This is a genomic window from Rhizobium sp. O111, assembly GCF_055616315.1.
On sequence record NZ_JBSHXL010000003.1, the window covers coordinates 1126219 to 1149091 of the forward strand.

Annotated in this window: 20 protein-coding genes and 3 pseudogenes; 17 read left to right on the plus strand and 6 right to left on the minus strand. The window is 59.7% G+C overall.

Annotated elements, in window-relative coordinates; all coding sequences use genetic code 11:
- Positions 1-255: 255 nt before the first annotated feature.
- Complete coding sequence (ltrA, locus tag ACVTFQ_RS31425; RefSeq protein ID WP_113177758.1) at positions 256-1947, plus strand: group II intron reverse transcriptase/maturase; 1692 nt, start codon at positions 256-258, stop codon at positions 1945-1947.
- Between the two features lie 73 nt (positions 1948-2020).
- Positions 2021-2398: pseudogene (locus ACVTFQ_RS31430) on the plus strand (zincin-like metallopeptidase domain-containing protein); the annotation flags it as partial.
- Between the two features lie 82 nt (positions 2399-2480).
- Here ACVTFQ_RS31430 and ACVTFQ_RS31435 read toward each other — a convergent pair.
- From ACVTFQ_RS31435 to ACVTFQ_RS31445, 3 genes are read right to left on the minus strand one after another with little or no spacing between them, the layout of a single operon-like run.
- The gene (locus ACVTFQ_RS31435; protein ID WP_470424591.1) at positions 2481-3476 is read right to left on the minus strand and encodes a tyrosine-type recombinase/integrase; all 996 of its coding nucleotides are present in this window, start codon (positions 3474-3476) and stop codon (positions 2481-2483) included.
- Positions 3473-4420, minus strand: a complete 948-nt coding sequence (locus ACVTFQ_RS31440) for a tyrosine-type recombinase/integrase (RefSeq protein WP_112983272.1) — start codon at positions 4418-4420, stop codon at positions 3473-3475. Before ACVTFQ_RS31440 ends, ACVTFQ_RS31435 begins: the two co-directional genes overlap by 4 nt.
- Positions 4417-5631, minus strand: coding sequence for a tyrosine-type recombinase/integrase (locus ACVTFQ_RS31445; RefSeq protein WP_112983273.1), 1215 nt, complete (start codon positions 5629-5631; stop codon positions 4417-4419). Before ACVTFQ_RS31445 ends, ACVTFQ_RS31440 begins: the two co-directional genes overlap by 4 nt.
- Before the next feature lie 327 nt (positions 5632-5958).
- Between ACVTFQ_RS31445 and ACVTFQ_RS31450 the strand changes: the two are divergent.
- Positions 5959-6273, plus strand: a pseudogene (locus ACVTFQ_RS31450) (zincin-like metallopeptidase domain-containing protein); the annotation flags it as partial.
- Positions 6274-6721: 448 nt separating this feature from the next.
- Here ACVTFQ_RS31450 and ACVTFQ_RS31455 read toward each other — a convergent pair.
- Together ACVTFQ_RS31455 and ACVTFQ_RS31460 are read right to left on the minus strand one after the other, a co-directional pair.
- Positions 6722-7483 carry a putative nucleotide-diphospho-sugar transferase gene (locus ACVTFQ_RS31455; protein ID WP_470424592.1) on the minus strand — a complete coding sequence of 254 codons (762 nt, stop codon included), beginning with the start codon at positions 7481-7483 and terminating at the stop codon, positions 6722-6724.
- A gap of 413 nt (positions 7484-7896) precedes the next feature.
- Positions 7897-8982, minus strand: coding sequence for a lactonase family protein (locus ACVTFQ_RS31460; protein ID WP_470424593.1), 1086 nt, complete (start codon positions 8980-8982; stop codon positions 7897-7899).
- Between the two features lie 173 nt (positions 8983-9155).
- Here ACVTFQ_RS31460 and ACVTFQ_RS31465 point away from each other — a divergent pair, with 173 nt between their 5' ends.
- The 9 genes from ACVTFQ_RS31465 to ACVTFQ_RS31505 all read left to right on the plus strand — a co-directional run bounded on the left by ACVTFQ_RS31465 (position 9156) and on the right by ACVTFQ_RS31505 (position 17100).
- On the plus strand, positions 9156-9656 hold the full coding sequence (locus ACVTFQ_RS31465; protein WP_283193926.1) for a MaoC family dehydratase: 501 nt from the start codon (positions 9156-9158) through the stop codon (positions 9654-9656).
- A 6-nt stretch (positions 9657-9662) separates the two neighbouring features.
- On the plus strand, positions 9663-10823 hold the full coding sequence (locus tag ACVTFQ_RS31470) for a CaiB/BaiF CoA transferase family protein (RefSeq protein ID WP_470424594.1): 1161 nt from the start codon (positions 9663-9665) through the stop codon (positions 10821-10823).
- A complete protein-coding gene (locus ACVTFQ_RS31475) occupies positions 10820-11950 on the plus strand; it encodes a carbohydrate ABC transporter substrate-binding protein (protein WP_470424595.1) in 1131 nt (376 codons plus the stop codon). Before ACVTFQ_RS31470 ends, ACVTFQ_RS31475 begins: the two co-directional genes overlap by 4 nt.
- A 42-nt stretch (positions 11951-11992) precedes the next feature.
- Complete coding sequence (locus ACVTFQ_RS31480; RefSeq protein ID WP_470424596.1) at positions 11993-13183, plus strand: substrate-binding domain-containing protein; 1191 nt, start codon at positions 11993-11995, stop codon at positions 13181-13183.
- A gap of 45 nt (positions 13184-13228) precedes the next feature.
- Positions 13229-13966: an ATP-binding cassette domain-containing protein gene (locus ACVTFQ_RS31485; RefSeq protein WP_313760750.1), complete on the plus strand. Its 738-nt coding sequence runs from the start codon at positions 13229-13231 to the stop codon at positions 13964-13966.
- Positions 13959-14699: an ATP-binding cassette domain-containing protein gene (locus ACVTFQ_RS31490; protein WP_313760751.1), complete on the plus strand. Its 741-nt coding sequence runs from the start codon at positions 13959-13961 to the stop codon at positions 14697-14699. Before ACVTFQ_RS31485 ends, ACVTFQ_RS31490 begins: the two co-directional genes overlap by 8 nt.
- A gap of 1 nt (position 14700) precedes the next feature.
- Positions 14701-15660 carry an ABC transporter permease gene (locus ACVTFQ_RS31495; protein WP_313760752.1) on the plus strand — a complete coding sequence of 320 codons (960 nt, stop codon included), beginning with the start codon at positions 14701-14703 and terminating at the stop codon, positions 15658-15660.
- Positions 15657-16625 (plus strand): ABC transporter permease, encoded by a 969-nt coding sequence (locus ACVTFQ_RS31500; RefSeq protein WP_111563866.1) that lies wholly within the window; start codon positions 15657-15659, stop codon positions 16623-16625. Before ACVTFQ_RS31495 ends, ACVTFQ_RS31500 begins: the two co-directional genes overlap by 4 nt.
- Positions 16626-16839: 214 nt before the next feature.
- On the plus strand, positions 16840-17100 hold the full coding sequence (locus tag ACVTFQ_RS31505; protein WP_470424597.1) for a hypothetical protein: 261 nt from the start codon (positions 16840-16842) through the stop codon (positions 17098-17100).
- A gap of 132 nt (positions 17101-17232) precedes the next feature.
- On the opposite strand, the gene ACVTFQ_RS31510 is transcribed toward ACVTFQ_RS31505, so the two are convergent.
- Entirely contained in the window at positions 17233-18030 is a 798-nt protein-coding gene (locus tag ACVTFQ_RS31510) for an IclR family transcriptional regulator (protein ID WP_112436432.1), read from the minus strand.
- Between the two features lie 165 nt (positions 18031-18195).
- Here ACVTFQ_RS31510 and ACVTFQ_RS31515 point away from each other — a divergent pair, with 165 nt between their 5' ends.
- From ACVTFQ_RS31515 to ACVTFQ_RS31535, 5 genes and pseudogenes are all read left to right on the plus strand, one after another.
- Positions 18196-19506, plus strand: a complete 1311-nt coding sequence (locus tag ACVTFQ_RS31515) for a type 2 periplasmic-binding domain-containing protein (RefSeq protein ID WP_470424598.1) — start codon at positions 18196-18198, stop codon at positions 19504-19506.
- Between the two features lie 119 nt (positions 19507-19625).
- Positions 19626-20519, plus strand: a complete 894-nt coding sequence (locus ACVTFQ_RS31520; protein WP_470424599.1) for a carbohydrate ABC transporter permease — start codon at positions 19626-19628, stop codon at positions 20517-20519.
- Between the two features lie 2 nt (positions 20520-20521).
- Positions 20522-21388 (plus strand): carbohydrate ABC transporter permease, encoded by an 867-nt coding sequence (locus tag ACVTFQ_RS31525; RefSeq protein WP_470424600.1) that lies wholly within the window; start codon positions 20522-20524, stop codon positions 21386-21388.
- Between the two features lie 6 nt (positions 21389-21394).
- A complete protein-coding gene (locus ACVTFQ_RS31530) occupies positions 21395-22498 on the plus strand; it encodes an ABC transporter ATP-binding protein (RefSeq protein WP_470424601.1) in 1104 nt (367 codons plus the stop codon).
- Positions 22499-22507: 9 nt separating this feature from the next.
- Positions 22508-22873 (plus strand): annotated as a pseudogene (locus ACVTFQ_RS31535) (mandelate racemase/muconate lactonizing enzyme family protein); the annotation flags it as partial.

Below are 22873 nucleotides of genomic sequence, written 5' to 3' on the forward strand. Positions count from 1 at the left end.
CCCGACCGCATCTCCTTCATGTGGAACACGGAAACCCCGATGGGAACCGGTGGCAACGCCGGTAGGCCGACCGCAAGGGAAGCTGAATGCCCAGCGGGAACAGGAAGACCCAAGAAGCGAATGCCGGCAGATCGAAAGATCAAGGGAATCCATAACCTGCCGGATAGAGCAATGCTCAAGCCGAAAGGCTGCTGACGTGGGTTTGGTGAACCGCCCGAAGACGTTGTGATGATTGCTAACCGAGGGAAAAGTTAGGTGCGGAATTCTTCTGCAAACGGAACCAAGGGACAGACCGACTGGAATGCCGTCAACTGGCGGCAAGTCAATCGGCGCGTCCGCAATCTGAGACAGCGCATCTTCCGGGCGTCCCGTGAGAACGACCTTGCCAAGGTGCGTTCTTTACAGAACCTGATGCTTCGGAGTTACTCAAACACGCTGAAAAGCGTGCGACAGGTCACTCAGGAGAACAAGGGAAAATACACTGCTGGCGTAGACGGCATCGTCACGACGACCGTCGAGGCTCGCAACGAGTTGGCCGACAGCCTCATGTCGGTTCAGCCGTGGCGAGCAGCGCCAGCGCGTAGGGTGTATATTCCGAAGGCAGGCGGGAAACTGCGCCCCCTTGGAATCCCAACCATCCGTGACCGAGCTTTGCAGGCGCGGGTGAAAAACGCGCTCGAACCCTTCTGGGAGGCACGCTTCGAGCCTTGCAGCTATGGGTTCAGGCCGGGACGGGGATGCCACGATGCCATAGCGAGAATCTACAATGTCGCCGCACCAGTGCGCCGCCGCCGATGGGTTCTCGATGCTGACATCAAAGGGGCGTTCGATAACATCGACCATGAATTCCTGCTCAACGCCATCGAAGGGTTCCCTGCAAAGGAGCTCATTCGTCAGTGGCTGAAAGCGGGGTACATGGAGCGCGGGGTCTTTCACGACAGCGATAGTGGTACGCCGCAAGGTGGCGTGATCAGTCCTCTGCTCGCCAACATCGCCCTGCACGGCATGGAGGCCGCGGTTGGTGTGAAATACATCACCCGCGGCGACAATGTCGGCAAGCGGTGTTTGATCCGCTACGCAGACGATTTTGTCGTCTTCTGCGATAGCGAAGAAGATGCGTGTCAGGCTCGGGTGGAACTATCCGCCTGGCTGGCAGCGCGGGGCCTTGTCCTCTCAGACGAGAAGACGCGGATAGTGCATCTATCCGATGGGTTCGACTTCCTCGGCTTCAACATCCGCCAATATCGGAGTCCGGAAACCCGATGGGGCTGGAAGCTGTTGATCAAGCCTTCCCGGAAATCGGTGAAATCGCTGAAAGCCAGGATGATACGGGAATGGCGAGGACTGGACGGTCAGAACATAGTCACCGTCCTTACTCGGCTAAACCCGATCATTCGAGGCTGGAGCAATTATTACCGGAGCGTGGTATCGAAACGGCTATTCGCCCAACTCGACAGCTGGATCTTTGGCAAAGAGGTCCGTTGGGCGCGGAAGACACATCCGCAAAAGCCATGGTACTGGGTCACGCGCAAATACTGGGGTAAGTTACACCCCAAGAGAATGGACTACTGGGTCTTCGGCGATGCTGCCGGAGACGGCGGTCGTCTCATCAAGTTTGCGTGGACCCCGATCGTTCGACATATCCTTGTGAAAGGGGGCGCATCGCCAGATGATCCAGCCCTCCGAGACTATTGGGTGCGGCGAAGATCGCGTCAGCATGCCGAGCTTTCCGGTCGGCAACAGGCTCTCGCCAAAGAACAAGGAGGCATGTGCTTCCGCTGCGGTGAGACCCTGCACAACGACGAGGCCCTGTGCGTTCACCACATCACGGCACCTCGCCTTGGTGGGAAACGCACGCTCGATAATCAGCGCCTCATGCACCTCTACTGCCATCTCCAGGCTCTTGCTGCGGAGAGGAGTGTACGGGATCGCAAGCGGTTTGCTTGAGCCGTGTGCGGGGAAACTCGCAAGCACGGTTCTGAGGGGGCGGGGCAGCGGCGACGCTGCCCCGCTACCCGACCTGGAACTGGGAGCCGCCGTCCGCAAGGGCGAGACCGGCACGACCGTCGTCTTCGCCAGTTCAATCATCCGCGCCGAGACAGTCGAAAAAGGCGATGACGTCGAACGCACCATTCCCTTCATCAAGGCCTACACCGTCTTCAACACCGACCAGATCAAGGGGCTCGACGGGCATCATCAGGCAAATGTCGATCTCTCCGATCCATTTGATCGCATCGGGAGGGCCGGGCGTTTCCTCGCCAATACCGGAGCGCTCATCCGCCATGGCGGTTCGTCCGCATACTATGCCGCCGCCAAGGACTACATCCAGATGCCACTTCTCGACAGTTTCGTCGATGAGGCTAGCTATGTCGCCGTCCTCAGCCACGAAATGACGCATAATGCCGACTGCGGGATTATGCCGATCAGGGCGGTGATGCGCCGCAGTTCTCAAGGAACCAGGCGCATCTCAGTCGGCATAATCAGAGCGTTTCCAGGAATGCGAGAAGTTTGTCGCTTGGCTGGTAACGAGCGGGTTTTGCTTCCGGAGCAACCATCCGAGCCAGCGCCTTTTCCTTCAGGCGCAAGTCCGCATGGACATAGATTTGCGTTGTCTCCACGGACTCATGGCCGAGCCACAGCGCGATTACCGTCTGGTCAACACCGTGATAGAGCAATTCCATTGCGGTGCTGTGGCGAAGGACATGCGGGCTGACCCGCTTCTCCGTCAATGACGGGCACGATCTCGCAGCAGTCAGGGTGTGCCGGCTGATCAAGCGTTCCAAGGCATCTCTGCTCATGCGTGTCCCACGGATCGTCGGGAACACGATGTCGCCTGTATCGCTACGGCATTCATTTATCCAAGTTTGCAGCAGCTTCGCCGTATGGCGTCGGAGTGGCGTGCTGCGTTCCTTTCGTCCTTTTCCCTGGCACCGGATATGCGCTCCGGTTCCGAGAACAATTTCTGATCGCCGTAGGGAGATGAGCTCTGATGCTCGTAGGCCGGTCTGAAGCGCCAGAACGAGAAGCGTGTGGTCTCGTCGACCCGCCCAAGTCGATCGATCGGGTGCGGCAATGATCGCATCGATTTCCGTTCTGTCCAGGAAGTCGATGCTTCGCTTCACGTACCGTTTATTCGGCATGTCCAGGATCTTCTGGCAATGCCGAAGGAGATCCGGCTCCAACATGGCCACAAAGCGGAAGAAGGAGCGTATGGCGGCCAGCCGCGTATTTCGGCTGCGAGCGGAATTGCCTCTTTCGGCCTCGACGTAGTTGAGGAACGACCCGACCAACGTGGCATCTATGTCTTCGACCGCCAGCTTTGTTGGTGGTCTGCCTAATTGCGAACTGGCAAACATCAGGAGGAGCCGGAACGTGTCCCTATAGCCCGCGATCGTGTTCGGGCTTGCGTTGACTTGTTCGGTCAGTCGCTCGGTAAAAAAGCGCTGGATCAGACTGGGAAGGCGCGAGGGGCTCATTGGCGCGCCTCCCGCTCCAGGGAGAGCTCTGCCCTGCTGGACGCCAGCTCGAGCAGTTCCGGGATCGCCTCGATATACCAGTATGTATGAGAGATACTTTCATGACCCAGTATCGTGGTGAGCTTGATGATCTCCTGATTGGGATCCAAGCCCTGACGATACCAGTCGATCATCGTCTGAACTGCGAACGTGTGCCGTAGATCATGGATCCGCGGGCCGACCCCATGTCGCTGGTATCTTTGAGGCTGCCGTAAGCCGACTGCCTGGCAGACCGAGGCAAAGTTGTACCGAGCCGCGCAAGCGCTGATCCTTCGGCCATGATCGTCCACGAAGAAAGGAACAGGCTGCCCCTCGGAAAGCCGATCGCGTTCTCGAGCGTATATGCGGAGCTTGAGTGAGGCGCTTTCGCTAAAGGGCACAATCCGTTGCTTGCCGGATTTGCCGTTGTGGACGGTCAGCACATCATTGTCGAAGTCGATATCGCTGCAATCAAGCGCCAAAGCCTCACTGATGCGGAGGCCCGTAACGGCGATCAGGCCAAAGAGGGTGGCGTATGTCAGCCGTCGGATACCGTTTGCTGAGGGAAGTCTTGCCGCCTGATCAAGGATTTGGCCAATTTCGGCTGACGTGTAGATGAAGGGCTTCGGTCGGCGCTTCCGTTGAGGAATAAAATTTGCCGGCGGAATCTCATTCCGACTGTCGTTAGCATGCAGCCAGGCCGCAAAGAGCCTTATGATCCCGAGCCGCCGAGACCACGTATATTGGCCGGCCTTGCCGAAGTGTTTCATCCATCGCGCAAAATGATCGCGCTGGAGTAGTTCCGAGCCTTCCGATATGACGAACTCGGTGAATCTGCGCAGGATCCGTTCATCCGTCCGGAGAGCAAACCCGAGACCGCGACGGATTTTGAGATAGTTGTCCAGTTGTGCCGACAAGGTGCTCATGCGGCGTCCTCCGCCGTGGGCCATGGCCTTGCGATCGTTCGCAGCCCCTCGACATCAAGTCTGGCGTATTTGAGCGTCGTCGTCCGGGATCTATGCCGCAGCGTGTCGGCAATTTCATTCAGGGGCGCACCCTTTTCCAGCAAGTTTGTCGCGAGGCTATGGCGAAGGATGTGTGAACCGATATAGGGCGCCGGCGGCTTTAGACCCAATCTGCCATAGGCGCCTCGCAGAAGATGGTTCAGCCGCTGTGAGTCCTTGAACGGCCTGTGAGGTGGCCGAGCCGATACAAAGAGATCACGGGTCTGGGCTCGACGCTCCGATTGAAGGTAGTCCGCTAGAGCTTCCCCGACGTCCGGCAGAAGCGGAAGTCTGTCGTGCAAGTGCCCTTTGCCTCGAACAAGGATTTCAGCAGTTCGCCAATCGATATCCTCGATTTGTATCGCAATCACCTCTGGCGCCCGCAACCCATACCGTGCCATCAGCAAAAGCATCGCGTAGTCCCGCTTCGGACTCCCTTTCACTTTGCGAACGTTTTCGAGCACCGCCTCGACATCCTCCTGCTTAAAGTGGCGAGGAAGTCTGGTGCCGTGACGGATGGCAACGCGCGGGACCACTTTTGAGAGGTTCGTCCGCGTCCTCCCCGTCTGGAAGAGAAAGCCGAAGAACGAGCGTAGGTGAGTTGAGACTGTTTTGTCGCGGAACGGTGATGTACGATCCAGAATTTCCGCGAGAAAGTCGGAGATGTCTTTAACGGCGATTTCGCCGGGGCGGTCCTGGGTGTTTCCGAACCTGAAGGCAAGAAAGCGTCTCGCCATGTAGGAGGCATGTCGGATTGTATGCTCGCTCATCCCCCTCTGCGTCCGCAGATATACCTCGAACTCACCACGAAGCGCGTTGCGGGCGAGTTCTGCCTCGCTCGGCACGGGAGGAGGCGCTGCGATGCCTTTTTCAGCAAGGAAGCGGACAAACTTTTTCAGGCGATAGGCGGCATTTTTCGCGGCCGGCTTGACCAGTATCACAGAGGCTTCCGGCGTCAGCGCCTGCCATTCAAGACCGGTTACAGCGATGGCATTGCCGAGCTGCCGGACGACCTGGCGGTAGGCAGTGATCGTAGTATGTGAGTATTGCTCATCGCGGAGGCGGTTACAAAACTCCTCAACGACTGAGGAGGATAGCTGGGCGCTGGCGGTGGTCTCGATAATAGACTTCATGTGGTGCTCCTTCTGGTTAAGGCGCACCACATGATCCCATGGCTTCTGCATATTGGCTTGCAGATCGATATTATCGTTTAACGATCGTACAATTTAGCCAGATCTAGCTCGGATCCGCTTCAGGAGGCACCCTGTTGAAGGCTGTCGTAATTCTTCAGCCGGTACACGACTGTCGAGATGATCCCATCCCGACACCGTCGAAAGAAAACTGATCCGATTATGCCGACTGAGATGCGCCTGGTTCCTTGAGAACTGCGGCGCATCACCGCCCTGATCGGCATAATCCCGCAGTCGGCATTATGCGTCTTATGCCGATATCGGCATAAGACGCACTGGACCTCGACGCCCGCTCGTCTGGACCGCGATCTATCCCGCTACGGCAAGGACCGCACGGAACGTGCCCGTGAAGAGCTTATCGCCGAACTTGGCAGCGCGTTTCTCTGCGCCGATCTCGGCATCGCGCCCGAGCTCGAACCGAGACCCGACCATGCAAGCTACATCGACGGATGGCTGCACGTGCTTCGTGGCGACAAGCGCGCCATCTTTCAAGCCGCGGCCCATGCGCAGCGCGCGGTTGACTACCTGCATCACCTGCAGCCCCGCATCACCATCGACGATAGCGACGAAGGGGAGGCGGCGTGAGCCGCTTTCCTTGCGACAGAGCGTCAGGGAAAGAGAACTTTGTCGCAACAAGGAGATGCGCCAGACGTACATTAGTGCGAAGGCCGACGTCAAGCTAGCACGCCGGGACTAGCTCGGCTTGTGTAGCATCGATCAGAGCGCGTTTTTGATACCAGGGCTTAAGTCTCGCTCTATATCGCGACCGGTCCCAGAGCTTCCTGCAGGCGACGCACGACAACGTCGAGTGGATGTGCCACGATATGATCCGTGCCGCCGGACAGCGTGATTTTCGTTCTATCAGATTGTATTTCCAGGACCGAGGCGACGTACTCCGGGTTGATGTGGACAGAGACCGCGCTGTTCCCGTCCTCAGCTGTGAAACTTGCAAACATAAGAATTTGTCCGGGCTGTTCGAGGCCTTCAACATGCCTCCTTGACGTTGAAAGCGTAGGGCCGAAAGGCAACTGGCTTAGCCAGCGTCTTCGACGGCGAGTATTTTTTCGATGGTCTCAACCCGCGCCGCTCGACGCTCCAGGCTTTTGTTCCGTCCCCTTTTTTCCGTACCCTTTGCTTGTCGGCTCGCTTGGAGATGCTCAATAAAAACGTGGTCGTCCCTAACGTTTGAAAGTCGGTCGAAGATCCAACAGAAAGTGGCGGGAAGTGCTTCAACGCTATAGACACCGGTCTTAAGAGCCTGATTCTGATCGAGGATCTCCTGAAGAACGACTTGGTCCCAGATCTCGGGGTTGGTGTCGGACCTTTTCTTCCACTCTTCCAAGAGGTGCAGCGTCTGGGGAGTGTCGTTCAATAATATCGTCCCCGAGAGCAATCGGCCGTTCTCCCGGTATAGAGCGATGTCGCACTCATACCGCGATAGCCGTGGCCAAGGGTTGCGGTGGAAGACGGCATCAACGTCGACATAGAGGAGCGGTCCGCGATGCTGCCGACGAGCCTCCAGAAGAAATGCCGCTTTCAGCGATGCGTTTCGGACCCAGCTGCCGGCACTGTCGACTGCAGTCGTCTCGACCGAGAGACCGAGGCGCCTTGCCGACGACACCATTCGTCTCGCTTCGAACTCATATAGGGAATTCTTGGTGTAAAACGCCACGATCGTGCCCGCCACCGCTTGGGGCAAGGCTCTGCCGGCTTGGCTTGGGAAGGGGACAAGGTGATTTCGGTACTTTGACTTCGATGCACTGAAAAAATCGAGGCACTTGTAGAGTAAGTTCATTCTTATGCTGATCTGCCATTTCAATTCGTAGCACGTGCCTACCTAAACGTGCGAACACGATCAAGGCCAAATGCAACCTATAAGCAGGAATCTTGAGAATAGCTCCGTTTAAATTGTCCGCGAGGAGGCAAGGGATGTCGGAGGGCTGTCCAAGCGCCATGTTGGCTAGACCAGGCCGTGCGCGAGGAAAGCGTGCGTCACGCCCGAACCCGGCGTCGGCACGGAGTCCAGACACGCGTTGCCGTGAAGGATGGGGCGCATGCCCATGTCAAAGGCAAGGAGCTGAAGCTCTGCGACGCGGACTGCTTCGGTTTGGCCGCCGGGTTCGGCGCTGAGCAGATCCCCGTGACCTATTCAATCAGGGCATCTGGGTTTGAGATGTGGGTCGTGATTAAGCGTGACTTTGATCCGTGTCAGGCTGCCGAGGTCTTGATACAGGTTGGCGTGCCGGTTTCGATGGAGGCTCCGGTACCGCGCAGTAGGCCCGTCTTGGCATCTCGTTCGAACACTGAAATCCGGTCGGAATCTTGATTGGCGCAAAACAGATGACGACCAGACGGAGAAAGCGCGAGGTTTCGAGGTGTCTTGCCGCCGCAGGGCACGCTTGAGAGGAGTTCGACTTCGCCATTGTCGAGCGTCTTGAACACCGAAATGCTGTCATGGCCACGATTTCCGCCGTAAAGAAAACGACCGTCGGGCGAGATTTGGATATCGGAACAATGGTTTCCGTGGGTTTCCGGAAGTGCTTTCATCGAGCTGATCGGTGTCAGCGCCCCTGATCGGGCATCCACGGCAAAACTTGAGCAAGTCGAGTTAAGTTCATTCAGCACATACAGAAAACGCCCGTTCGGGTGAAGGGCCGTGTGTCGCGGTCCAGCGCCTGGCTCACACTGCGTTTGCGAGAGATGGAGGAGTTGATCGCCCTCCAAGCGATAGCTTGTCAGTGTGTCGCAGCCGAGATCGGCCACCACGAATAGATTGTCGCTGATCTCCACGACACTGTGGGCGTGGCTGCGTTCCTGCCGGGTAGTGTCGGGTCCTTGGCCGATCTGACGTATGGATGCGCTAGGGGGATGAAGACCATCTTCGTCTGTGAATGGAAATGCCACCAGGGATTGGTCGGGCCCGCCGTCACCCATGCCGTAATTCACGACCATCAGCTTTTTGCCGTCGCGCGAGACGACATTGTGAGCGGTGATACTGCCGCGTGATGGCTGCATGTTGAGATAGGTAAGGGCGCCGGACGTTTTGTCGAACGATAGGGCGGTGACAAGTCCCTCCCGCCAGCCGAAGATCTCGGAATTGGCATGGACCGCGTTTCCATACGAGCTCACCGAGAGGAAGGTCGGATTGTCGATCTCGGCATATTCGGTGACTTTCGTTGCCTCCAGTGTCTCCTCCTCGAACCGATAGACGCTAATGCCAGCGCCGTTCGCCGACGCGAAGTAGGGCGTCTTGCGGTTACAGGATCCGATGAAAAGAAAATAGGCTTCGCTCATATCCGGCCTCCCGTTCCGTCCATGCTTCGTCTCCTTGATCGCATAATCGAATGGACTTGCAAAGGCGATGCATATGTGAAAGTGATATTCACATAAGAAATTTCGCTGCCGGGGAGGGCATCGTTGTGGGCCAGGAGCCGACCGTCGGGATTTCGTCCACGCATCCATCCGACATGCCGCGGGAGCATGCCGATCTGCCGGTGTGGAACGCCGAAAACTGGTTTTACGAGGACTGGCCCGAGGGACAGAAGATCCGCTCGTTGCGCCGCACGATTGGCGAGAGCGATAGCCATCTCTTCAATGTGCTGGTGACCGACATTCATCCCTACGTGCAGGATCAGATGTTTGCTGAAAGCGACGGCGTGTTCGGTCGGCGCCTCGTCGCCGGCGCCTTCGTCTTTTCCGCTGGGCTTGGCCTGGTCGCGACCAACTGCGTCAATGCTTTTTCATATGGCTATGACAGGCTGCGCTTCATCAAGCCGGTCTTCATCGGCGACACGATCTACACGATCCGTACCAACCTCGACAAACGACCTCGCTACCAGGAACTCGGCCTGATCAGGGCAAGCTATGAAGTCTTCAAGGGCGAGGGCGAGCTCGTTCTCTACTGCGAGCACCTCCAAACCGTGAAGTACAAGAACCCGGCCGATTTCGCCGGCAAGACGGAAAAGTAATCTGCAATGACGCAATCGAATGATCTCCCCCTCAGCGGCCTCGTGGTCGTCGACATGAGCCAGTTCCTGTCCGGCCCATATTGCTCGCTCCGGCTGATGGATCTTGGCGCCCGGGTGATCAAGATCGAGCGTCCCGATGGCGGTGACCTGTCGCGGCGTCTTTATCTCAGCGACACGGAAATCGGCGGTGACTCGACGATCTTCCACGCCATCAACCGCGCAAAGGAAAGCCTGGCGATCGACCTTAAAAACGAGAGTGATCTGAAGGCATTAAGGACATTGCTTCAGAGCGCGGATGTGGTTATCCAGAATTTCCGGCCTGGCGTCATCGAGAGGCTCGGTCTTCACTATGAAGCAGTCAAGGCGCTCAACCCGCGTCTCGTCTACGCATCGATCAGCGGCTATGGCGACGAGGGTCCGTGGGTCAAGCGACCAGGCCAGGATCTGCTTGCGCAATCGCGCTCAGGCGTCATGTGGCTCAATGGTGACGAGGATCAGGGTCCTGTTCCCTTCGGCCTGGCGATTGGCGACATGTTGGCGGGTGCCGCCGCTTGTCAGGGCATTTTGGCGGCACTCGTGCGCCGGGGCGTGACGGGCAAGGGAAGTCTCGTCGAGACAAGCTTGATGGAGGCACTGGTCGACTTCCAGTTCGAGGTGCTGACCACCCATCTCAACGACGGCAAGCGTCTGCCAAGGCGATCCAATTTTCGCAGCGCGCACGCCTATCTTTCCGCGCCCTACGGCGTCTATGCCGCCAGCGACGGCTACCTCTCGATCGCCATGACCCCGATACCAAAGCTCGCCGATCTCCTTGGCATGCCTGAGCTCGATCCATATCGTGACGATCCCTCGAGCTGGTTCCGTGATCGTGACCGGATCAAGGAGCTCATCGCCAATAAGATCGTGACCCGCACGATCGACGAATGGCTGGCCATCCTGGAGCCGGCCGATATCTGGTGCGCCAAGGTCTTGAACTGGCACGAGCTCATGGAAAGCGACGGCTTCAAGTCCCTCGACATGCTGCAAACCGTCACCCGTGACGATGACGTGTCGATCCTCACCACACGCTCACCCCTTCGCGTCGATGGTGCCCGCCCGAAATTCGATCGCGCGGCGCCCCGCATCGGCGAACATAGCGCGGCGATCCGCGAGGAGTTTGGACTATGAGCAAGGTGACGTTGAAGGGCATGACATGGAGCCATCCGCGTGGCTACGATCCAATGGTCGCCTGCTCCGAACTCTTCGAGGCGGAGACAGGCATTGCCGTACACTGGGAAAAGCGGTCCCTGCAGGACTTCGAGGCCTATCCTGTCGAAGAGTTGGCTCGCGCCTACGACCTGATCGTCATCGATCATCCCCATGTTGGACAGATCACCCATGAGAAATGCCTGCTGCCACTCGATTTGAAGGAGCGCGCCGATGAGCGGAAAGCGCTCGCGGCCGGCAGCGTCGGTGCGTCCTACCCGAGCTACAATGCCAATGGCCGCCAGTGGGGCTTTCCGATCGACGCGGCGACGCAGGTCCAGGCATACCGGCCGGACGAATTGGCCAAGCCCGCCGCCACCTGGGCGGAGGTCATCTCGCTCGCAAGTGAAGGGCGGGTCTTGCTGCCGCTTCGCCCGCCACACACGCTGATGACGTTTTACACGCTCTCAGCCAATCGCGGACACCCCTGTCGTGTCGACCCCGGCCACTTGATCGAGCCCGCGGCTGGCGCCGAGACCTTCGAGATGATGCGCGAGATCGCATCGCTCGTCGATCCCGCCTGTTTCGAGATGGATCCGATCGCTGTCCTCGAGCGGATGTCCTCGGCCGACAGCCGCATCGTCTGCGCGCCCCTTATCTATGGATATGTCAGCTATTCGATCCCAGGCTTCCGCGACCGGTTGGTGCGGTTTGCCGATATCCCCACCGCGGGCAGCCATGGCCCGATTGGATCGGCGCTCGGCGGTACCGGTATCGCGGTTTCGGCCTTCTCCAGGAACCCGAAGGAGGCAATCGATTTCGCCTATTGGATCGCGAGCGGCCCAATCCAGCGTGGACTATATGCGAGCGCCGGTGGGCAGCCCGGCCATTCCGCCGCCTGGGAGGACGATGACGTCAACCGGAACGCTTCGGAGTTTTATCGCGCGACCCGCGCCACCCTGGATGGCGCCTGGGTGCGGCCGCGGCACAACGGCTATATGGCCTTCCAGCAGCAGGCATCCGACCGCATCAATACGGGCCTCAAGGATGGAGAAGCGGCACCGCGGGTGGTCGCCGATCTCAACAGGATGTTTGCCAACAGCTTTTGAAATTGGGCGCGGGAGGAACCGGGCGCCATAAGGAGGAGTGAAATGAGAAAGAGCATCTGCAGTTTGCTGGCGGGCGCGAGCCTGGCGGCTTTGGGCGTGCCAGCCATGGCGCAAAGTGATGTGAGCACAGTCGTGTCGGGCCTGCCCGATCTCTTGAAGGCGCAATATGAGGGCGCGCCACAAAAAGTGGGTCCATCGGCCTGGGGCAACTGGACGCCGCCGGCGAAGCCCTGGAAATGGTGCCATTCGGAATCCTACCAGGGAAATCCCTGGCGCGTCACCGTCACCAAGGAGCTGAAACGTCTCGTCGACGGGTTGATCGCCGATGGCAGCGTCTCCAACTTCGAGGTCTCCGATTCCAACAACGACGTCAGCCAGCAGATCAACCAGATCCGCGCCTTCGTCGACAAGGGTTGCTCGATCATCACCTCGATCCCGGGCTCCGCGACCGCTCTCGACGACGCGGTGGACGCGGCGGCCGCGGCAAAAATCCCCTTCGTCACCGCGGCCGGCTCGGTGACGAGCCAAAACGCGATCAATGTCGATTCCAACTATGCCCGCTGGGGCTATGACATGGTGACAGCCATCAACCAGGCGCTTCCCAAGGGCGGTAACCTGCTGATGGTGGAGGGGATCGCCGGTCATCCGATTGTCGCTCAGGAACGTCAGGGTGCCGACAATGCTCTCGCCGAGGACAAGAACCTGAAGGTTGCTCGCTCGGTGAACGGCAACTGGACGGCAAACGTCACGAAGACGGTCGTGCTCCAGGCGATCGCCACCAATCCGGCGCCGGTCGATGCTGTGTGGACGACGGGCAGCGAAAGCCGCGTCGTCGCCGAGGCATTCGCGCAGGCCGGCCGCCCGGCACCACTCATCACCGGATCCCTCACAGGCGACGCGCTCGGATACTGGAAGGCCAACCCCGACAAGTACAAGTTCGATGGCCATGCATTGTTGCCGCACTGGACCGCGCAGACGCTCTTTAGAGTGGGCGTGCGCATGCTGGACGGGCAAAAGCCGAAGCTGAACACGCTGATGATCCCCATCCCGGCCGTCCACAATGCCGATCTGCCCAACTGGTACAAGGACTGCATGACGCCCGATGCGGTGTCGATCTTCCCCGTGCCGCCGACGGATCCGATGCCGGAGGATTTGCTCAACGCCTATTTCGATGGCGCCAAGCCAACGCCGGGATGGGACTACGCCAAGACGCCCGACGCCTGCGCCAAGTGATTGACGGGCCGCGGTCCATGACCGCGGCCACCCCGGATCGGATACATGCTAGAAATCGAAGGCCTATCAAAACGATACGGAGAGACTGTCGCCCTATCAGATGCGACGGTCTCGTTTCGTGCCGGAACCATACATACGATCCTCGGCGAAAACGGCTCGGGCAAGAGCACGCTCGTCAAGATCCTCTCGGGCATCGTTGCCCAGGATGAAGGCGTCGTCAGGCTTGACGGCGCGCGCTTCGCCGCCAGTAACCCAGCCGGCTTCCAACGCGCGGGTTTCGCCACTGTGTTTCAGGAAATCCTGATCGCGCCTGATCGAAACGTGACCGACAATATCCTGCTTGGGCTCGATGGCTTGTGGACGCGCGGCGTGGCGCGCGACAGCCGGCGCGAGACCGCCGCCAACGCGCTCAGCCGCTTTGCCGTCACGGACATTCCGCTTGACGCGCCGGCCGGATCGCTTCCTCTCGCCGCCCAGCAGCTCGTCGTCCTGGCGCGCGCGGTCGTGCGGCGCCCACGCGTCCTGATCCTCGACGAGGTGACGGCCGCCCTTGATTTTGGCGACCGCCAATCCGTCTTTCGCCTGATGCGGGAGCTGGCTGATGCCGGAAGCCTGCTGATCTTCATCACTCACAGGATGGACGAGGTCAAGGCGCTCTCCGACAGGATATCGATCCTCAGGGGCGGGCGTGTCGTTCGCACCGAGGAGGCCGGCATATCCTCATCGGAAGAACTTCTCGCCGCGATGGCCCCACGCATGGCCGAGGAGTTGAGCCATGTCTGATCTCCGTTTGACTGTCGACAATCTCACCCTGAAAGACGGCGCCCGGCCAATAGTCCAGACGTTCAAGGCTGGCGAAATCGTCGGTCTCGCGGGACTGGACGGCCATGGGCAGCAGATATTCCTGGAGGCACTCGCGGGTCTCGTGACGCCGGCAAGTGGACAGGTCTCTGTCTCGCGCCAAGGCCAAGGCAGGCCGCTGCGAGGTTTTCGCCAGGCCGTCGCCAACGGGATAGCCTATTTGCCCCGCGATCGGCGGGCGACCGGGATCTTCCCATCCATGTCCGTGCTCGACAATTTCGCGATCTCCACCGTTTGGAAGGACGCACCAGCCGGGTTGATTACAGCGGCCAAGCGTCGCGAGCGCTTCGAGGCCTATCGCCAGAAGCTTTCGATCAAGGTTCCGGATCTCGACGCCCCGATCACCACGCTGTCGGGCGGCAATCAGCAGAAGGTACTGCTCGCGCGAGCCCTGGCGCTTCGCCCCGACGTACTCCTCCTGAACGATCCGACCCGGGGTGTCGATGTCGCCACCCGCCACGTGCTCTACGGCGTCTTTCGTGAGCTCGCGGCGGACGGCATGACATTGGTGATCCTGTCGAGTGAGATAGAGGAGATCCTCCTTCTTTGTGGTCGGTTGCTGGTGTTTCGCGAGCATGAAATCTCGGCCGAGATGGCCGGTGCTGAAATGACGGCCGGGAACGTTATCTCGGCGATGTTTGGAAAGGCCGCTTGATATGGGCGCCCGCTTTTTTGGTCTTGCCGATCTCGTCAGGAACGCCGGTTTCGCGGGCGTTCTCTTCGTTCTGCTGCTGGCATTGAACCTGATCCTCAATCCGACCCGTTTCGCTCCAGCCAATTGGGGAACACTGATCGGGCTCGCGGCGCCGCTGATCGGCGCTTCGCTGGCATCGGCGCCCGTGATCCTCGCCGGGCGAGGCGGCATCGATATTTCCGTTGGACCGGCCATGGGTTTCGTCAACGCGATCGTCATCCAGGTGCTCTTTCTCACAATGGGCATATCATCGCCCGCCGTCGTGATACCCGCGGCACTCCTCGCGGGTCTTGCGATCGGGGCCATCAACGGCTTTCTGGCGACCGTCGTGCGCATCCAGCCCATCGTCGCGACGCTTGGCACCTATCTGGTGCTCGGCGGGGTGACGCTGACAATCGTGCCGTCGCCTGTCGGTCCAGCCCCTGGTTGGTTGAAGGCAATGTCGGCGAGCTGGTCGATCCTGCCCCTTGCATCCGTCGCGCTTTGCTGGCTGCTTATCAAGAAGCTTCCTTACTACGACCTCTTGATGGCGGTTGGCAGCGACGATCGCGCCGCCTACACCGCCGGGGTGCCGGTCACGAAAGTTCGGTTCATTGCCTACCTGATCACCGGTCTCTTCGCCGCGATCGCTGGCCTGATGCTGACTGCACTGATCGGGTCGGCGGACCCGAACATCGGCGCCAGTTATACCTTGATTGCCATCGCATCGGTCGCTCTTGGCGGCGTCAGCCTTGCCGGTGGGCGCGGCGGCCTCGCCGGAGCGGCGATCGGTGCGATCGATATCTTCTTGCTGCAAAGCGCGCTGACCGCCTTCAATGTCTCAACCTACGTCCTTCAAATCGCATATGGCGCGATCCTGGTTGCCGCCGTCGTGCTGACCGCGCTTCAGGAAAAGAGCGCCAAGGGAGCGCGCGCCCGATGATGACGACCAAACTCTTGAGGGGCACGACTGGCCGGGCAATCGGCGCCTTTGCGATCGTCATCCTGCTGCACGTGATCGGCACGATACTCATTCCCGGTTATTCGCAGCCTTTCGCGATCCGCGCGCTGCTCGTGCTCGCATCGCTGCTGGCGATTGCATGCATCGGCCAGACCCTTGTCGTCATCCTTGGCGGCATCGATCTGTCGATACCTTTCGTGATCGGCTTTGCGAACGTGGTGGCGGCCCAACTCTATGGGCAGCAATGGAATTTCGCGATCGTCTGCCTGATCGTCGCGCTGATCGCCTTACTGATTGGCGCATTCAACGGCTATGTATCCCGTAGTCTGAACATCCATCCGCTGATCGTGACGCTCGGAACTGGCATGGTGGTCCAGGGTGCTGTCTTGTTTTGGACAGCCGGCTTTCCGTCGGGGTCGGCGCCGCGGGCGATTTCTGACTTCGTCTCGATCGGGGGAAGTGCTGGGCCGTTGCCTTTGCCGTGGGTGGTCCCGTGCGTGGCCGTCCTCGCCGCGATCGTCGCGTTGATACTTGCTCGCACGCCGTATGGCCGCAGGCTTTACGCCCTTGGCAGCAACCCTGGCGCCGCGCCGCTGGCCTTGATCAATCCTGTCGGCATGTGGGCCGTGACCTTCGCCATCAGTGCCTTGTTTTCGGCGGTGACCGGCGTCTTGTTGCTCGGATTTACGGGGTCGGCCTACGGCGATGTAGGCCAGCCCTATCTTTTCCAGACGATCGCGGCCGTGGTTGTCGGTGGTGCGGCGTTGATCGGCGGGCAGGGAAGCTATCTCGGAACAATCGCCGGGGCATTGGTGCTGACGGAAATCAACACGCTTCTCATCGGTCTAGGCTTCCAACCGTCAGCGGTGCAGGCAGCGCTCGGTGTCATCATCGTCGCGCTGGTTTCGGTCTATGGGCGTGAACGCCACGTCAGCAAGACAATCTGATGGTTCGCGCCTGCACTCCGCGTGCCAAGTCCGTGCCTTTCGGCAGTTCCGCAGACGCGGTCGCATGTCTAACATGCCGTGTCCCAGTCTTTGCTTCTGCCGCTCGATGCGAGGCTACCTGTTGCCTGCGATGGAACAGTTGGTCTCGAAACCAGTTATTCCGGTGATGCGGGGCGAGTGAGTGAATACGCCCACTTAGCAACGCGGATGAAAGATGTATTTGATGAAAAACCATATTGCGGCCTTCGGCCTGTCGTTGCTGATCGCAGCTCCCGCATTCGCCTTTGATGTGAACGGCAAGGGGCAGGACAGCTTGCTTGGCGGTGACGCGAACGTCTGCCACCGCGAGCCGTGGCGATGCACCAAAAACCCTGAGCGCGCCGAGCGTCAATACCATCGGGACCGCTATCATCGTGAAGCCGATCGGCGGGCGCGCGATTGGGATCGCCGTCACTACCGCGATTGGAATGATTAGGGCTCAGCCCGAACCGCAGGTCCGCCTGATTTCTTCTCCTTGCTTCCCGGACCGCGGATCATTAGCGATCAATACGGATGGGCTTCAATGCGCGCGCGGTCGCGCCTACCCAACTCGGAATAAAAGATTCATTTATGAAGACGGCTGCGATTTCGCGATCTCGTCTGATCCGACCAGGATAGAAAGCTGCTTGGCGGTTTTTTGCAGGTGCGCGATCGTGCGCGTGATATCCGGGGCCCCGGGCGCGTTGACCAATGCGATATAGGGGCAGGTGAGCGCCGCCATGCATGTCCCATCGGCCCCGAGCACGGGCGCGGAGAGGTTGTAGACACCGGCCGTCTGGGCGCTCGGCATCATCTCGTAACCCTGCGCTCGTATCTGGTCGAGGCGCTCATAAAAATCCTCGGAGAGATCGATGTCGTCACGGCTTCGCACGTGCTCGGAGATCATCAGCTCGCGCTCGTCTTTATCCCTGAACGCCAGAAGCACATGGCCGGAGCCGGTGTCGAAGAGGTTCACATGCGAGCCGACCCTGATCGAGATCCCCCAATAGTCAGGCGCTTCCTGCTGCGCGATGACAACGGCGTTACCGCGATCAAAGACCGCGAGATGGTTGGCCTGGCGGGTCTTTTGGGCGAGCTCACGCATGAGGGGCGTCGCGAAGGAGGCGAGACGCCTGGTCGGTGCATGCAACTGTGAAAGGCCAAAGAGCTTGAGCGTCAGCGCGAAGCGGTCGCCCTCGAGCTTGGCGACATAGCCGCGACGCACCAGTCGATCGAGCATGCGATAAAATTCGTTCGCGCTGCGGTCGAGCCGTTTGGCGATCTCCGTCTGTGACAGCCCGTCCTCGACGCTCGCCAATAGTTCCAAAATGTCGAGACCCTTGTCGAGCGCCGGTGCGCGGTAACGGTCTGCGTCATCGTTTTCCATGTACGGTCTCCTATGAATAAGATTTGCATATACGCAGATCGCGGTTTGGAGAAGGGAAAGTTCCGCTTGACGCACGCGCTTTATTGCCGTTTGTATATGAAAATAAAACTCATATGTGAGGAGCCGGCTGTTCGTGAACGGATCGCCGTTGTGGAGGAGAGGAATATGAGAAAGTCGGTTGCCAGCCTCGCGGCTGGGATTTCACTGTTGGCGTCCGTCGCCGGCGCGGCCGAATTGCCGGGCAAGTTCGAAGGCGTGACGATCGATGCCAAGCTGATCGGCGGCCAGCAGTATGAGCCGCTCTACGCGCGTATCGCCGAATGGGAGAAGGCGACGGGTGCCAAGGTCAACGTGCTGTCGAAGAAGAACTACTTCGAGCTCGACAAGGAAATGAAATCGGACCTGGCCTCGGGCGACATCAAGTGGTGCGTTGGCTCGAACCACTCGTCCTTCGCGCCCATCTATGAAGGCCTCTATGCCGACTTGAAGCCGCTTCTTCCCGCCGAGGAAATCGCCAAGTTCGTCGATTCGACCATCTCGGCGTCAACGATCGATGACAAGCTGGTGATGTTGCCGCGCGCGCAGTTCGATGTGTCGGCGATGTACTACCAAAAGAGCCTCTACACCGACGAGGCCAAGAAGAAGGCCTTCAAGGAAAAATTTGGCTACGACCTGGCCCCTCCGGATACCTGGAAGCAGGTGTCCGATCAGGCGATCTTCTTTTCCAACCCCCCGAATTTCTTCGGCACGCAGTTCCCCGGCAAGGAAGAGGCGATCAATGGTCGCTTCTTCGAAATGCTGGTCGCCGAGGGCGGTGAATACCTCGACAAGGACGGAAAGCCGACCTTCAACTCCGAAGCCGGTGTACGCGCTCTCGACTGGTTCGTGAACATGTACAAGGCCAAGGCGGTGCCGGTCGGAACCACCAATTACCTCTGGGATGACCTCGGTGCCGGCTTCGCGTCGGGTACCGTCGCTCTTGATCTCGACTGGCCTGGCTGGGCCTCCTACTTCAACGATTCGAAGAACTCCAAGATCGCCGGCAATGTCGGCGTCATCGTTCAGCCCGCCGGCTCGTCCGGCAAGCGGACTGGTTGGTCCGGTCACCACGGCTTCTCGGTCACCGAAGCCTGCGGGCACAAGGACGCGGCCGCGTCGCTCGTCTGGTTCCTCACCAACGAGGATTCCCAGAAGATCGAGGCCGCGACGGGGACCTTGCCGACCCGCAAGGCGGTCTGGGAGTGGGATATTCAACAGGCCGCGAGCAATCCTTACAAGAAGGAAGCTCTTGGCGCCTTCCAGGAAGCCATGAAACATGCCTTCCCGGTCCCGCGCACGCCTGAATGGATCGAGATCTCCAACGCGGTCTATCCGGAACTGCAGTCGGCGATCCTCGGCGACAAGACCTCCAAGGAGGCTCTCGACGCCGCGGCCGACAAGGCGACCAACATCCTCAAGGACGCCGGCGCGCTTTAATCCCGTCGTGGAGGGTCCCGCGTTCGCGAATGGGTGCGGGCCCCATTTTGGAGGAACGGAGCTTTCCAAGGCTCCCTCTCGCAGTCCAGGCGCCCGATATGGCGTGGACAGGTCGTTCGATGTTCAAAAAAATTCCGACACCCGTTTTCCTGCTCCTGCCGGCCATCATTGTTCTGGCGGCCGTGGTCCTGGTGCCCCTCTTACTGTCTCTTTATTCAAGTTTCACGCCGTTTCGCCTGACCCGACCGCAGACGCTCTTCGTCTTCGTCGGCCTGCGCAACTACGTCCGCATCCTGACCGATCCGGTCTTTCTCGCGGCGTTCGTTCGCACCGTGGTGCTGCTGACGATCGCGCTCAATCTGGAAATGCTGCTCGGCCTTGGGCTGGCGCTTCTCGTCAACCGGGCAACCATGGGCCAGCGCTTGCTGCGCACGCTCATGATGTTTCCGATGATGTTTTCCCCGGTGCTCGTCGGCTTCCAGTTCAAGTTCATGTTCAATGACAATGTCGGCCTGATCAACAACGCGCTTCAGGCGCTAGGACTGACCGACACCGCGATCCCGTGGTTGATTGACGGCAACCTCGCGCTTTTTTCGATCGTTGTCGCCGAGGTCTGGTCATCCACCGCGGTCTTCGCGATCCTCATCCTGTCCGGTCTCCTGGCCATGCCGCAAGAACCCGTGGAAGCCGCCCGCGTCGACGGGTGCACGCCCTGGCAGACGTTTCGCTACGTCATCTGGCCATTTCTAATGCCCTTTGCCTTCATCGCCATGACGATCCGCTCACTCGACGTCGCGCGTGCCTATGACATCGTCAAGATCATGACGGATGGCGGCCCGGCACGGCGAACCGAGCTCTTGTGGACGCTGGTCGGACGCACCGCCTACGCCGATGCTCAGATGGGGCTTGCAAACGCCATGGCCTACGTCTCGATCATCTTGTCGATCGCCTTCACCGTCTATTTCTTTCGGAAGCTGGCCCTTGCCCGCACCCAGATCGGCGCGGAGTGGTAGTCATGGATAGCAATAGCCAACAACGCCTTCGTCGACGTATCGGCCGTGTCCTTTATTTGATCGGTCTGTTCCTGGCGATGCTTGTCATCTGCCTGCCGGGCTTTTGGATCGTGCTCAGCTCGCTGCGACCCCCGGTCGAAATCATGGCCAAGCCTCCCGTCTGGATCCCGAATGAACTGTCGCTCGATGCCTACCGAGCGATGTTCTCCGGCATCGGCAAGGGCGGGATTCCAATCTGGGATTACTTCCGCAACTCGCTGATCATCTCGATTACCTCGACGGTTGTCGCGCTCGCGATCGGTATGTCCGGCGGCTACGCGTTCGCGCGCTTCAAGTTCGCGGGCAAGTCCTCGACGTTTCTCGGCCTGATGCTGACGCGCTCGGTCCCAGGGATTGCCCTTTCGCTCCCGCTCTTCATCCTCTACTCGCGCATTGGCATCATCGATACGCATTTCGGGCTCATCCTGACCTATGTGGCCCTCAATGTGCCGTTCACCATCTGGCTGATCGACGGCTTCTTCCGTCAGGTTCCCAAGGACCTCGCCGAAGCCGCGCAAATCGACGGATGCACGCGCTGGCAGGCCTTCTGGAAGGTTGAGTTTCCGCTGGCAGGTCCCGGTATCGCGTCAGCCGGCATCTTTGCCTTCCTCACCTGCTGGAACGAATATGCCCTTGCCTCTCAGCTGACACGGTCGGTGAACTCGAAAACCTTGCCGGTCGGTCTCCTCGACTATACCGCCGAGTTCACGATCGACTGGCGCGGCATGTGCGCCCTGGCGGTGGTGATGATCGTTCCGGCGCTGGCGCTCACCTTCATCATCCAAAAGCATCTCGTATCCGGCCTGACATTCGGCGCGGTCAAAGGTTGATATCCCATGGCTCAGGTCTCCCTCAAGAAACTCGTCAAGCGCTACGGCGCGCTCGAAATCGTCCACGGTATCGATCTTGATATCGCCGACAAGGAATTCGTCGCGCTCGTCGGTCCATCTGGATGCGGCAAGTCAACGACGCTGCGCATGGTGGCCGGCCTCGAGCCGATTTCAGGTGGTGACATCGAAATCGGCGGTCGCCTCGTCAATGATCTGCCGCCGCGTGACCGCAACATCTCGATGGTCTTCCAGTCCTACGCGCTCTATCCGCATATGAGCGTGCGCGAGAACATGGGCTTTTCGCTGAAGATCGCCAAGGTGGCGCAGCCGGAAATCGATCAGCGCGTCAACGAGGCCGCCGCGATCCTCAGCCTCGAGGCCCTGATGGACAGGCGCCCCGCGCAGCTGTCGGGTGGCCAGCGCCAGCGCGTCGCCATGGGCCGGGCCATCGTGCGAAATCCCGACGTCTTCCTGTTCGACGAGCCGCTGTCGAACCTCGACGCGAAACTGCGCACGCAGATGCGCACCGAAATCAAGAAGTTGCACGCCAAGGTGCAGGCGACGGTCATCTATGTCACCCACGACCAGGTCGAGGCGATGACGCTCGCCGACCGGATCGTCATCATGCGTGACGGCCTTATCGAACAGGTCGGGACGCCCGACGACGTGTTCAAGCGCCCCGCGTCGCGTTTCGTCGCCGGCTTTATCGGCTCTCCGCCGATGAACATCCTGGATGGCACGATCGATGACGACCATGTCGTCTTTGCCAATGGCGACCGTCTGCCATTGCCCGAAAAGTTCAAGAACGCGGTCACGCAAGGCGGGAAGGTGACACTCGGCCTGCGCCCGGACGATCTATTCCCGACCGGTCACGGTCTGGTTTCGGGAAACGCGGCGGAAGTTCACGAAGCTAGTCTCCCCGTCACCATCACCGAGCCGCTTGGAAACGAGACGCTTGTCTTCGTCGAATTCGCCGGTCGCGAGTGGGTGGCGCGCATGCTCAATCCCCGGACCCTGGCTTCCGGCGAGCAAATCAAGATGAGCTTTGATCTTTCACAGGCACATCTGTTCGACGCGGACAGCGGCAAGAGCCTGGCAATCCGAGGGTAAGCACAAGTCATGGCACGTATCGAGAAAATTGAAATCCGCATGGTTGACCTGGCACCGAAGGTCAAGCGAACCGACGCCATACAGAGCTTCGTCAGTCAGGAAACGCCGATCGTCACAATCACCGACGCCGACGGCGCGACCGGCATCGGCTACAGCTACACGATTGGCACCGGCGGGTCATCGATCATGCGGCTCTTATGGGATCACCTCGTTCCGCTTCTGATCGGGGAGGATGCCGACTGCATCGAGGCGATCTGGCGCAAGATGGAATTTTCCACCCACGCGACGACGATTGGCGCGATAACTGCCTTGGCGCTCGCCGCCGTCGATACCGCCTTGTGGGACCTCAGGGCAAGGAAGCAAGGGCTGCCGCTC